Here is a 13,528-nt window from a genome sequence, read left to right as displayed (position 1 = left end):
ACTTTCTCGTTCAATTGTAAAGCAATATTTTTTCAAAAAAATGTGAAAACGCCTTTCTTTTCTCTACTATAATACCAAAAAGTTCGGATTTTTTCTATGATTATTATTGTTTTATAGCAAAAAAATAAAACCAGGAAAACAATTTCCTGATTTTACACATTTGATGAAAATATTTATCAACTTTTCTATACAAGTGAGTTGTTAGCTAAGCTCTTTCTATTCGTTCACTTCCAATAATGTGTTAGAATAGCGAGATAGATGGTCTTTATAAAACACTCAAGACGGCTAGACTAATATCATCTAAAACATTATCTTCTTTTGAACGACTATTGGTTACCAACATGGCTAAATTTCCTGCATTCTCAAACTGATAGGGTTCGGATTTAGCATTCACAACAACCAAGAGGTGTTCTTTCCCATGAACTTCATAGATAAGGCAGCCGCTATGTTCAATCGCAGAATGCACAAAGACATGATGGTAAATTTCATCATAGCTAGAGTAAGAAAAGGCACCAGTTTTTGTCTTCAATCGGATGACTTGACGGATAAACTCAATACTATCTTGACGCTCATTGATCAAATCCCAGTTGACTTGGTTCACACTGTCAGGAGCATTATAGCTATTCATCGCACGCTCTCTATCATCATGGGTCAACTCACCATTCTCACCAGTCGCAACCAGTTTGGTACGACCAAATTCTTGACCGATTTCCATAAAGGCCATTCCTTGCATGAGCAGATTCATGGCTGTGGCTGTCTCAACCTTGCGCATGATTTGTTCTGAACTTTGGTCTGGATGAAGAGTTGCCAATAAATCGTGAAGATTGTAATTGTCATGGGCTTCTACATAGTTAAGCACCTGATTTGGATGTGTATAGGTTCCTAATTCACGACTTCCTAGGATTGCTTTAGCTAGAATTGGCTCTGTCGCAGCACCACTGACAAAACCTGATTTAATTGCACCGTAAACTTCTCCACCTTTGACAGCATCACGCTGATTGTCATTAAAGAAACCAATGTTTGGCATTTCGTAGGCGTTGTCTTTCTTAGCCTTATCATAAGGGGCAAGACCTGTTCCCATATCCCAACCTTCTCCATAGAGGATAATGTTAGGGTCAATTTCATCCAAACTCTGACGAATCATCTGCATGGTCTTGACATCATGAATCCCCATCAAGTCAAAACGGAATCCGTCAATATTGTATTCCTGCACCCAGTATAGAAGAGAATCAATCATATACTTGCGAAACATTTCGTGTTCACTGGCTGTTTCATTTCCAACACCCGTTCCATTCTGGAAGGTACCGTCTGGATTCATACGATAATAGTAATCAGGGACAGTTGTTTGGAAAGGTGCATCAACAACTGAAAAGGTATGGTTATAGACCACATCCATAATGACACCAATACCCGCATCGTGGTAAGCTTGAACCATGGTCTTCAAATCACGAATGACCTGAGCTGGATCATCTGGATTAGTTGAAAAACTAGTTTCTGGTGCGTTATAGTTTTGTGGATCATAACCCCAGTTGTAGGTTACATTCCCGTCCTCATCGTATTCTTTGTGACGGTCTGCAATTGGTTGCAACTGAACATAATTGTAGCCCAACTTCTTGATATGATCAAAAGCAGTTGACTGACCGTACTGGTTAACCGTTCCAGTCTGAGCAGCACCCAAGAACGTTCCTCGAAGATGTTCATCCACACCTGAGGTCGGTGATTGGGTCAAATCACGAATATGCATTTCACAAATAACTGCCTTACATGGATTTTCCAAACGCCAAGCAGCATCAGAACCATGCTTGACCTCGAAATTTTCGACTTGTTTTTCTGCATGGCTCAGAATAGCAGAACGTTTGCCATCAGGGCTGGTCGCTATTGTATAAGGATCACGTGTCAGTGTTTCGTGATGAGGGAATTGGACTTGATACTGATAAGCCTTACCAGTCAAATCTTCCTCAACATCCAAACTCCAGACACCAATAGTATTGTCCTTATGGTTATAAGAGTAGCGATTGCCTCTCTCCATATCAAAAGTCTTCCAAACAGGTGCATCATTAGTAGCTGATTCATAAACCACAACCTGTACTGCTGTCGCTGTTGGTGACCAGAGGGAAAAATGAGCCTGATTGTCCTCTACATGGCAACCCAATTCCCCTTGGTAACCCCAATGATGGTCAAAACTAGCGCTGTTAATGGCCTTATCAAAGGCAAAAGGATTTTGATTTTTATAGAAAGGACTGGCAATAGCAGGATTTTCAGAGTAATAAATCCGATCATCGCCTTCCAAAATCCAGACCTCTGTTAAGAGGGGATAGTGATTAAAACGGATAGCATATTCTTTACTGATTTGGCCGGTATGAACCACAAAATTCAAGCTTTCTAAGGGATGAACACTTGGGTGTTCAAAGCTAAATAAGGCACCAAAATAATCTTCTTGGTAAGTTAGTAAATCAATTCGTTGATCCTGGCTTTTTACAAAAGAGCAAGTGTCATATTCACCATTCTTGCGATGGTAATGAATGCGCATAGGGTAGGTATACATTTTTATTTTTCCTTTTTATTTTATTTCTGTTTCACTAATAAATTCTTGACCGATTTTGTCCCGATTAACAAATATTGTCATTCTATCTAAACTCTATTTTTAAAAGATCATTACAAACTTTCTAGCCATGCCTCGTCTCTAACCTCAATACCAAGTTCTTGTGCCTTTTGAAGTTTACTTCCAGCATCTGCTCCTGCCACGACGAGGTCGGTCTTTTTAGACACACTGCCTGTTACCTTGGCACCCAGACTTTCGAGTTTACTTTTGGCTTCTGAGCGCTTGAGACGTTCCAATTTTCCAGTCAATACCACGGTCAAACCTGACAAGGCTGCATCCGCTACTACTGTCTGACCTTTATAGTCCAGATTGACCCCAGCTTCTTTTAATTCTCTGAGAAGAATTTCAGAGCCTTCTGTAGCAAAGTAAGTCTGAAGACTCTTGGCAATCACACCACCCAGGCTTTCAATACTAGCCACTTCCTCTGGATCTGCCTGAGCCAGATTTTCGATTGAGAGAAAATGTTGAAGTAAAAGCTGACTGGCCTTACTGCCGACATGACGAATTCCCAAACCAAACAAGAGTTTCTCGGCTGAATTTTCCTTAGATGCTTGGATAGCCTGATATAGTTTAGAAGCGGACTTTTCCTTGACCCCCTCTAAAAGGAGAAAATCTTCTTCTTTCAAACGGTAAATATCTGCCACATCCTTGACTAGATCTGCAGCAAATAATTTCTCAACTACTGATGGTCCAAGGCCTGTAATATTCATGGCATCTCGAGAGGCAAAGTGGATCAAACCTTCCATGATTTGAGCAGGGCAACGCGGATTGATACAACGGAGAGCCACTTCATCTTCAAAGTGCAACAAGTCAGAGTTACAACTTGGACAGTTTGTAGGAATATCTAGTTTCTCTTCAGAAACCCGTTTGGACTCTACCACACGTAAAACGGCAGGGATGATGTCCCCGGCCTTATAGACGATGACCGTGTCGTCTTTGCGAATATCTTTTTCAGCAATATAATCCACATTGTGCAGGGTCGCACGGCTAACAGTTGTACCAGCAAGCTGAACAGGTGTCAGATTTGCAGTTGGGGTTACAACACCGGTACGACCAACTGTCCAATCAACTGATAAGAGTTGAGCTTCTTTTTCTTCAGCAGGAAACTTGTAGGCTACTGCCCACTTTGGAGCCTTGACGGTAAAACCAAGTTCTTCTTGGCTTGCTAAGTCATTGACCTTGATTACAACTCCATCAATATCATAAGGCAGATTTTCCCGTTCCTCTCCTACTTCTTGGATAAAATTCCAAATCTCATCCATGCTTTCAGCCAGAATTCGTTTAGAATTGACTACAAAACCAAGTTGTTCTAGGTGCTTCAAAACCTTTTCTTGGCTGTCACGAGTTGACGGGCTGGCTTCTTGATAGAGAAACGTTGCAAGATTGCGCTTGGCAACTACTGCTGTATCCAGCTGACGTAGTGTGCCTGCCGCCGCATTACGGGGATTGGCAAATTCAGGCTCTCCATTTTCTTGGCGAGCTTGATTAACCTGGTCAAAAGAAGCGCGTGGCATATAACATTCCCCACGAACTGTGATATCTAGTTCTTCTGGCAAAGTTAAAGGAATGTCTTTAACACGCTTAAGATTTTCTGTGATGTTCTCCCCAACAGAACCGTCTCCACGTGTTGCACCTGCAACTAAAATCCCCTTTTCATACGTCAGCGAGATAGATAAGCCATCGATTTTCAGCTCACAAATATAGGTTGGATGAGCCACTTCCTTACGAACACGCGCATCAAAAGCTTCAAGCTCCTCACGTGAAAAAGCATCCTGCAAACTATAAAGAGGATACTGATGACTGTATTTTTCAAAACCATCTAAAACCTTACCACCAACACGATGGGTCGGACTGTCTGCTAATACTTGATCTGGATAGGCAGTTTCTAACTCAACCAACTCTCGGTAAAGACGGTCATACTCACTGTCTGAAACCGATGGATTATCGCTGGTATAGTACTCAGTCGCATAGCGATTGAGCAAGGCGACTAACTCATTCATTCTTTTATTCATAAGACCATTTTACCATAAACTAAGCCCTCCTCACAAACGAGAAGGGCGGAAAAAATACTTAGTTTGAAATTATTTTTGAAACTCAAGCAGCCTTATATCAATTTTTCAAAATGAGTTCGAACATAAATAAACGATATACAAGACAAGATGATAACACCACTTCCAATTATCAGGAAAGAAGAGAGATGTACACTTGGCAAGAATGTCATAAATCCTTTTGCAATAGGCATAAATAGAATAGCTAAGGTAAAAATTGTACTCAGTACTCTCCCAAGAAATTCGCTCTCAACCTTGGTTTGTACTTGAGTAAAAAAGTGAATATTAAAAATCGTCATAAACAATTCACAAACTAAATTTCCAGAAAAGGAAAGAAAAGTTGGCAGTGGTAATCCCATCATAAAAACTCCGACACCTGTCAAAGCCAGTAAAATCAAAAGATTATAAACATTAGCTTTAATTTTACTAGCTAGAAGAGCCCCAATGATGGAACCAATAGCCCCCATAGTTAAAATACTTGCATAGACTCCTTCTGACCCGTAAAGCTGATTCGAAAAGGGGAGGAGAAATTCAAAAGCTGCAAAAAAGAAATTAACGCTGGAAGCTACCAGCAAAAGGAAGAAAATTTCTTGCTGATGCCAGATATAGTGTAACCCATTCTTGATATCTACAAACATATCTCTCCCAGTAAAAGCCTTTTTCTCTTGAACTCCTGCTTCCTCTTTTGGAAGGAGAGCCACTAGAATAAAAGCAATGAAAAAAGTCAGCGAGTCTAGCAGTAGCGTCATATGGAGACTTGCAAACTGTAAAACAAGGAAGGAAAGAACAGGAGAGCTAACACCTACAACCTGCAAAATCAGCTCTAGGCGAGAATTATAGATCACAATCTCATCTTTCTCCACCACTTCAGTTATGATAGCTTTATTGGCTGTACGAGAAAAGGCAAAGGCAATCGACTGCACAATATTAGCAAAAATCAAAGCGCCAATCATCCAGCTGTCATTCCTTATGAAAGAAATAGCCAGACAAAGAATCCCACAAACAAGGTCTGTCACCATTAAAATCTTACGACGAGAAAAACGGTCTGAAATCACTCCGCCAAAGGGATTGATCAGAATAGATGTGACGAGTTCAGAAATCTGATACATTCCTAAAACTGTCTGTCCGATAGTCCCCATGGAAGCCAACCAGACACTATTTCCATAATCATAGAGCATATTCCCTATCTTGTTAACAGCTCCGCGACTAATCAACTGTACGGCATAGCGATTCATATAAAAACTCCTCTCAAATTTTGAAACTATTGTATCAAAACTGAAAGGAGCTTTTTTCTTTTTCCCTTATTTGGGAAAATTAATTTTTGATAAATTTTTCGTAGTGTTCCTGATAGTAGGCTACTTGCTCTGGAAGACCTAGCACGTCAAAAATATGCATGGCCTCTTGCATTTGGCTACAACCTTCTTTACACTTTCCTTTTTGATATAAGGCAAAACCTTTTAAATAATGGAAAACATTACGCTCATAAAGCTTAATACCTTTACCAATAATCTTCTCTGTATAAGTCTCAAAATAGCTTGCATTGTCAAAAGAAAGATGCTCTAAACAATGCTGGTAACAATTGAGGGCCAAAATCAACACTAATCTCTTATGGCGACCAATCTCTTGGTAAAATTCCTCCCTCTCCATAACTTCTCTACCAATCCGAGTGACATAGTCCACATCGTAGAAACTATAGAGGTTCCCGAAAAGAATCAATTCATACATGGTCCATTCTTCTGTTTTGAAGAGATAATCTGCTACCTTATCCAAATCATCCTGCTTCATCTCATAAGTCGAATCTCTTTGACAAATCAAACCTTGTAGCAAAATCCAGTTCAACTCAAAATAAAGGGGATTCGTCGAACTCTTAGCCTTTTCAAGTTGTTCTCTTTGAAGCTTTTGAAAACCTGCAATATCATTTGAGTAGTAAAGAGGTATAATTTGTGCCATCATAGAAACATGTTCATGATTATGAAAATCCCTTGCCTTATCCATGAAATTTTCGATTGTGACATGAATGTTGTCCAAAATCTCAAAGAAACGTGAGACTGCTAAGTCAGACTCCCCAAGCTCAAAGCGAGATAACTGAGAGGTAGAGCAGGACTCGCCTGCCGCCTCCTTTAAAGAATAATTTCCACTTGTCCGAAATTCACGAAATACTTTTCCAAGATGTTCCATCTTTACACCTGCTCTGATAATTCTTCCCACTCAAGCATAGCTTCTTCCTGACGGTGGCTGATTTTGTCCAGTTCAGCCTGCAATTCCATCAGTTTGCTGGCATCGTTTGTTTCTAACATTTTTTCAGAAATGGCTTGACTTTGACTTTCTAGCTCTTCAATTTCAGCTTCTAGACTTTCTATTTGTCGCATGAGCTTACGAACTTCTTTTTGACTTTCTTTCTGAGCTTGATAGTCATTAACTGGGCTTGCTTCTTTTGCTTGATTACTGGTTGAAGCTTCCTCAGTTTGAATCATTTCTACTTCTGATTTCTTCTCAACATAGTAATCGTAATCTCCAAGATAGAGAGTTGATCCATTCTCGGACAATTCCAGTACATGAGTTGCTACACGATTGATAAAGTAACGGTCATGGCTGACGAATAGAAGAGTTCCATCAAAGTCAATCAAGGCATTTTCTAGCACTTCCTTGCTATCAATATCCAAGTGGTTGGTCGGCTCGTCCAGAATCAAGAAGTTGTTGTTTTCCATAGACAATTTAGCCAAAAGCAAACGAGCTTTCTCTCCACCAGACAGCATGCCGACTGATTTTTTAACATCATCTCCTGAGAAAAGGAAGGCACCTAGACGGTTACGGATTTCAACTTCCGGTGTCAATTTGAAATCATTCCAGAGTTCATCTAGGACCGTATTACTTGGTGTTAGCTTGCTTTGAGTTTGGTCATAGTAACCAACCTCAACATTAGCGCCAAAGCGCTTTTCTCCCTTGATAAAGGGAATCTGGTCCACAATAGATTTGATAAAGGTTGACTTGCCAATACCATTGGGACCAACGATAGCGACAGCATTCATTTTACGAAGGTCTAGGTTGATAGGCTCTGACAATATTTCCCCATCATAGCCAATAGCTGCATTTTCAACAGTTAATACAACATTACCAGACGTTTTTTCAGACTGGAAGGTCATGTTGGCTGATTTCTTGCCAGCTTCAGGCTTGTCCAAACGCTCCATTTTTTCCAGTTGTTTGCGGCGAGATTGGGCACGTTTGGTCGTCGAAGCACGGACTAGATTACGATTGACAAAGTCTTCCAGAGCAGCGATCTCCTTCTGCTGCTTTTCATAGTTTTTTGCCTCAGTAGCTAGCTTTTGCTCTTTCAACTCGACAAAACGAGAGTAATTACCCACATAGCGATCCAAAGAATGCTTGGTCAAATCTAGCGTAATTGTCGCAACCTTATCCAAGAAATAACGGTCGTGGCTGACGATAATAAGGGCACCACTATAGTTTACCAAGTAATTCTCTAGCCAGGCAATGGTTTCAATATCCAAGTGGTTGGTTGGTTCGTCCAATACCAAAAGATTGGGCTTTTCAAGTAGCATTTTGGCTAGAGCCAGACGGGTGTTTTGACCACCAGAAAGCTCAGCAATTTTCATCTGCCACATAGATTCGTCAAACTTGAATCCATTTAAAATCGCTCGTATATCAGCTTCATAGGTAAAGCCACCTGCTTGGCGAAAATTTTCAGATAAGCGGTCGTAATCTGACATCAGTTTATCCAAATCAGCACCAGACTTTTCTCCCATCTCCAACTCCATCTGACGCAGTTGTTTCTCAGTCCGACGCAAATCATCAAAGACATGAAGCATTTCATCGTAGATAGTGTTTTCAGATTCAAAACGGCTATCTTGGGCTAGGTAAGATAGAGAAATATCTTTTTTCTTATTGATTTCTCCACTAGTTGGCTCCTCTTCTCCAACCAAAATCTTCAAAAGAGTAGACTTACCTGCACCATTTTTCCCAACGAGGGCAATTCGGTCTCGTTCATCAACCTGCAGGTTGATATTATCAAAAAGAACCTCTCCTGCAAAAGAACGTTCAATTTTATTAGCTTGTAAAATAATCATACAAGTAGTATAGCATGTTTCCCTAAGGCATTCAAGATAATCGTAAGTCTTTTAGTACAATTTTTGTAACATAAAATAAATTATGTATATTTCATGTTATATTCCTTCGCTATCTTGTTGGATTTTCTAACCAGCTAATCTTGCTTCAAATAGTTATCGCACAATTCTATTATTTAATTCTTTTCATTATATACATACGTATAGCGGATTGAAATAAGATGAGAACAAATCGATTGAGGAAGTAAAATTAATTTCTATAAATGTTTTAGAAATTGTTTCGTACTATTTTAGATTCAACTACTATATATACAATATTTTCGGAGCATTCAACTTTTTAATTCTATTTATTACTAGATTTCATAATTAAAAAGCCTACTGACCAAGCTAGAAAGCTTGATACAATAGGCTTTTTAAAGACTGATTATTTAACAGCGTCTTTAAGAGCTTTACCAGCTTTGAATGCTGGAACTTTAGAAGCTGCAATTGTCATTTCTTTACCAGTTTGTGGGTTGCGACCTTTACGTTCTGCACGCTCACGAACTTCAAAGTTACCAAAACCGATCAATTGAACTTTTTCACCAGCTGCAAGATAGTCAGCTACCGCTGCAAATACAGCTTCAACTGCTGCTGCTGAGTCTTTCTTAGTCAATTCTGTAGCTTCTGCTACTTTAGCGATCAAATCTTGTTTGTTTGCCATGTTAACGATTCCTCCAAATAATTTCTAATTAACAAATATAATCATATCCTAAAATCCCTTTTAGGTCAAGTTAAAAACGCTATTTCTTCCCATTTTCTTTATTTTTTTAGGAGTGGTAACGTACCAAAATAGCCCAAGCATTCTCACCTGTGTGCGTTTGAATAATGGAACCCGTTTCCAAAACAGAAATTGGCTTTTCAACATAAGCTTGTAAGCTTTCTTTCATCTCTTTTGCCCAATCATCACTACCAGAATATGAAATTCCAATCTCTGCTACAGAACGTTCAGAAAGCGATGTTATCAACTCATCTAACCATTTTTTAAAAGTTTTAGCTCCACGACCTTTAACCATTGGCTGCAATTCATGGTCTTTCATTTGCATGACAACACGGATATTGAGAAGTGAGCTCAACAATCCAGTTACACGGCCAATTCGTCCACCTTTGACAAGATTTTCCAAAGTTGAAACGCCAATATAAAGTTCTGTGTTGTTTTTAACCTCTTCTACATGAGATAAAATTGTCTCCATATCTTTGCCTTCTTGTGCTAATTTAGCAGCTTCGACAACTTGGAATTTCAAGGCTTGGTCAGTGAAGGAACTATCGATAACTGTCACATCGGCAGTAGATAAACTAGCACCTTGGCGCGCTGCTTCTACAGTCCCCGAAAGAGCATGGGACATATGAATAGCAAGAATTTGGCTACCATCCTTGCATAGGTCTTCAAAAACTTCAGCGAAGACACCTACAGGCGGCTGGCTTGTTTTTGGAAGATTCTTAGCTTCTTGCATCAAGTGAAGAAATTTACCTTCTTCTTTCAAATCAGCATCAGAATAAACAACATTATCAATCATTACAGATAATGGAACAATTGTAATATCTAATTGTTTTACGAGTTCTGGTTCAATAGTAACAGATGAATCGGTTACAATCTTAATTTTTGTCATAGTATCAATCTTTCTATTTTAGGATTCAGATTGGTTTTCTTACTTTTAATTATATCAAAAAAAGATTAAAAATCCTAATGGAGTCACTCAAATTTTCCGTAAAAATTTGATATAATCAACTTATAAGAAAAGAGGTGTCCTATGATTAAAAAAATTTACCCCATTTTTACCATTTTACTAGGTGCTGCTATTTATGCTTTTGGCCTGACTTATTTTGTAGTTCCTCATCATCTCTTTGAAGGAGGGGCGACAGGTATTACCCTCATCACCTTTTATCTTTTTAAAATCCCTGTTTCTCTCATGAACCTGCTGATTAACATTCCCCTTTTCATCCTAGCTTGGAAAATCTTTGGAGCAAAGTCCCTCTATTCTAGTTTACTAGGAACCTTAGCCTTGTCCGCCTGGTTGGCCTTTTTTGAACGTATTCCCCTTCATATTGACCTTCAAGGTGATTTACTAATCACAGCCCTTATAGCGGGAATTCTATTGGGAATTGGCCTTGGAATTATTTTTAATGCTGGAGGTACAACTGGCGGAACTGATATTCTAGCTCGTATTCTCAATAAATACACTCATATATCCATGGGAAAACTGCTCTTTATCTTAGATTTTTGTATTCTCATGCTCATTCTCCTTATCTTCAAGGATTTGAGATTGGTTTCCTACACACTCTTATTTGATTTTATTGTTTCTCGTGTCATTGATTTGATTGGTGAAGGAGGATATGCTGGCAAAGGCTTCATGATTATTACAAAACGTCCTGACCACCTTGCTAAGGCAATCAATGATGACCTAGGAAGAGGTGTTACTTTCATCTCAGGTCAAGGCTACTATAGTCAAAAAGATTTGAAGATTATCTACTGTATTGTCGGCAGAAATGAGATTGTGAAAATGAAGGAAATGATTCATCGAATCGATCCGCAAGCCTTTATAACCATTACAGAAGCCCATGAAATCCTTGGAGAAGGATTTACCTTTGAAAAAGAATAAAAAGAGGTAATGTCGTGACATCAAAAGTTAGACTACATCATCTATCTTTTGGGTTACAGACAACCTCTTTTCTTTACTCAAACTCTTAAGACCAATTCCTAGCGACTTCTTCATCAGCCTTTAACTGATCCACTAATTGGTCAACTGAGTCAAATTTGGTCATATCTCGAATGCGATCAAGCCAATAAACCATGACGGTTTCCCCATAAATATCTTGATTAAAATCAAAAATATTGACTTCAAAACGTGCTTCTTCTCCATCAAAGGTCACATTTTTCCCGACACTAGCCATAGCACGATACTTCTGTCTTTGAATCTCAACATCAACAACATAAACGCCATCTGCTGGCATATAAGTACGGTCTAAAAGCACTAAATTAGCTGTTGGATAACCAATCGTACGACCACGAGCATTACCATGAACCACCATACCTCTGGATGGAAGCGGTGCCCCCAAAAGTTCTCCTGCTTCTTTCACATTTCCATCTAAAATAGCTTGACGGATACGAGTTGAACTAATCTTTCCTTTCTCATCTTCTACAGGTGGAACAATGATAACTTCTCCATCAAAGTAATCCTTTAAATTTTCTGCTGTTTTTTTGTCAGAACCAAATGTATAATCAAAACCTGCAACAATAATTTTGGCATTCATAGCCTTGATATAGGTTGCAAAAAATTCTTCTGCCGTGAGACTAGCGAATTGACTACTAAAATCAAGGAGATATAATTCTTCTACGCCTTCACGCTTTAATTTCCTCTCACGTTCAGCAGGGTTCAAAATATGTAAAAACAGATCAGGATGATAAGGCTCTAAAGCGATCTTTGGAGATTCATTAAAGGTCATAACGACGATAGGTAATAAATCTTTTCTCGCAGCCTTATTGGCAACACGAAATAATTCTTGATGCCCCTTGTGTATACCATCAAAATAGCCGAGAACAACGACTGAATCAGATGGTGTGCCAATATCTTTTTGGTTTTTTATAGGAATAGTAATAATCATAAAATAATTATATCATAGCGATAGCTATTTCTGGAACAGAAAATCTGAAATATCGTTTTTTTCACCTGAAGTGTACCTGTTTTCAAAAAGCACTTCACTCTATCGTTGCTTAACTATGAACTTTGCAATATTCTTCTCAAAAACTTGTAGGACATCTTCAAAAGTTTGAAAGGAGTGATTAGACTTGTTAGGTAACCATAAAGTGTCATACTATGCTTATGTATGAAAAAGCAATGCAACTAACTCCTGAGAACTTTAAATTACTAATTGGTGTCGAAAAGGTAGAATTTAGAATCGAGGTACACCTATGGCTGTAAAATTTACAAAACGAGACAACTTGGTCAAGATATTTGAAGAGTTTCCTAAACTCCCTGATTTGAAGCAAGTCACTTTCCCTGATGACAAAGAAAAAAAGCCAAAGTAGAAAAGAAAAACTAGATGACTGCTTTTCAACAACTCCCATCCAGTGTGCTTCAGATTGGAGCTATTTTTCTCTCCGTCTGTTAGCTTGGATTCTCAGACAGTTTCAGCTAAAGAATATCTTTTCCCTTATCAGAAGGAACGGCTCAAGCCATTCAGACAAGTTAAGGGACGACAAGCCAATATTTGAAACCGGATACCAGTTCTTATAGTCAATTGAAATAAAATCTGAAGAAATCGAGTAGGAAACTCAAATCAATTTTTAGCAGTGTTCTATTCCAGATTCAATCCACTATACATATTAAAAAGTATGGGTACCAAAACAAAAAAACAGGCTCTCCGAAAACTCGGAAAGCCTTATTTAATGCTACTTCGAGCTTCCTCACCTTTACAATTCAAGGCTCTGGATAAAAAGGTTCACTGGAACTTTTTATTTAGCGATTGGGTAAACAGAAACTTGTTTTTTATCGCGTCCTTTACGTTCAAAGCGTACTACGCCCTCAACTTTAGCGAACAAAGTATCGTCTCCACCACGTCCAACGTTTACACCTGGGTAGATATGTGTACCACGTTGACGGTAAAGGATTGATCCACCTGTTACAGTTTGTCCGTCAGCTGCTTTAGCTCCAAGACGTTTTGCTTGTGAATCACGTCCGTTTGATGTAGAACCTCCACCTTTTTTGTGGGCGAAAAGTTGCAAGTTGTTAAGAGTCATTTTTAACATAATGTTTTCCTCCGTG

The 13,528-nt window shown here is 38.9% G+C and carries 11 protein-coding genes; 2 read left to right on the top strand and 9 right to left on the bottom strand.

The window, feature by feature from the left end; translation table 11 throughout:
• Window positions 1-265: 265 nt before the first annotated feature.
• From pulA to HT725_RS01030, 7 genes are all read right to left on the bottom strand, one after another.
• Window positions 266-2,545 (bottom strand): type I pullulanase, encoded by a 2,280-nt coding sequence (gene pulA / locus HT725_RS01060; protein ID WP_050971579.1) that lies wholly within the window; start codon window positions 2,543-2,545, stop codon window positions 266-268.
• 110 nt (window positions 2,546-2,655) lie between these two features.
• Complete coding sequence (gene ligA, locus HT725_RS01055; protein ID WP_173217846.1) at window positions 2,656-4,614, bottom strand: NAD-dependent DNA ligase LigA; 1,959 nt, start codon at window positions 4,612-4,614, stop codon at window positions 2,656-2,658.
• Window positions 4,615-4,706: 92 nt separating this feature from the next.
• A complete protein-coding gene (locus tag HT725_RS01050; protein WP_112443680.1) occupies window positions 4,707-5,885 on the bottom strand; it encodes an MFS transporter in 1,179 nt (392 codons plus the stop codon).
• Window positions 5,886-5,964: 79 nt separating this feature from the next.
• Window positions 5,965-6,828, bottom strand: coding sequence for a MutR family transcriptional regulator (locus tag HT725_RS01045; protein WP_173217844.1), 864 nt, complete (start codon window positions 6,826-6,828; stop codon window positions 5,965-5,967).
• A 2-nt stretch (window positions 6,829-6,830) separates the two neighbouring features.
• Window positions 6,831-8,732 (bottom strand): ABC-F family ATP-binding cassette domain-containing protein, encoded by a 1,902-nt coding sequence (locus tag HT725_RS01040; RefSeq protein ID WP_173252900.1) that lies wholly within the window; start codon window positions 8,730-8,732, stop codon window positions 6,831-6,833.
• Between the two features lie 421 nt (window positions 8,733-9,153).
• Entirely contained in the window at window positions 9,154-9,429 is a 276-nt protein-coding gene (locus HT725_RS01035) for an HU family DNA-binding protein (protein ID WP_001284639.1), read from the bottom strand.
• A gap of 106 nt (window positions 9,430-9,535) precedes the next feature.
• Window positions 9,536-10,375 carry a DegV family protein gene (locus HT725_RS01030; protein WP_061439431.1) on the bottom strand — a complete coding sequence of 280 codons (840 nt, stop codon included), beginning with the start codon at window positions 10,373-10,375 and terminating at the stop codon, window positions 9,536-9,538.
• A gap of 141 nt (window positions 10,376-10,516) precedes the next feature.
• Here HT725_RS01030 and HT725_RS01025 point away from each other — a divergent pair, with 141 nt between their 5' ends.
• Window positions 10,517-11,365 (top strand): YitT family protein, encoded by an 849-nt coding sequence (locus tag HT725_RS01025; RefSeq protein ID WP_173217840.1) that lies wholly within the window; start codon window positions 10,517-10,519, stop codon window positions 11,363-11,365.
• A gap of 85 nt (window positions 11,366-11,450) precedes the next feature.
• Here the strand turns inward: HT725_RS01025 and HT725_RS01020 are convergent, their stop codons facing one another.
• A complete protein-coding gene (locus HT725_RS01020; RefSeq protein ID WP_173217838.1) occupies window positions 11,451-12,368 on the bottom strand; it encodes a bifunctional riboflavin kinase/FAD synthetase in 918 nt (305 codons plus the stop codon).
• Between the two features lie 307 nt (window positions 12,369-12,675).
• On the opposite strand from HT725_RS01020, the gene HT725_RS10380 reads away from it, so the two are divergent.
• Window positions 12,676-12,792, top strand: coding sequence for an SPJ_0845 family protein (locus HT725_RS10380; RefSeq protein ID WP_267240009.1), 117 nt, complete (start codon window positions 12,676-12,678; stop codon window positions 12,790-12,792).
• A 426-nt stretch (window positions 12,793-13,218) separates the two neighbouring features.
• On the opposite strand, the gene rpmA is transcribed toward HT725_RS10380, so the two are convergent.
• Complete coding sequence (gene rpmA / locus HT725_RS01015; protein WP_000916509.1) at window positions 13,219-13,512, bottom strand: 50S ribosomal protein L27; 294 nt, start codon at window positions 13,510-13,512, stop codon at window positions 13,219-13,221.
• Between the last annotated feature and the right edge of the window lie 16 nt (window positions 13,513-13,528).

The sequence above is a fragment of the Streptococcus sp. 2579 genome (genome assembly GCF_013277195.1).
GTDB lineage: Bacteria > Bacillota > Bacilli > Lactobacillales > Streptococcaceae > Streptococcus.
The sequence above is the reverse complement of the archived record's forward strand: the minus strand, read 5'-3'. Positions and strand labels throughout refer to the sequence as shown.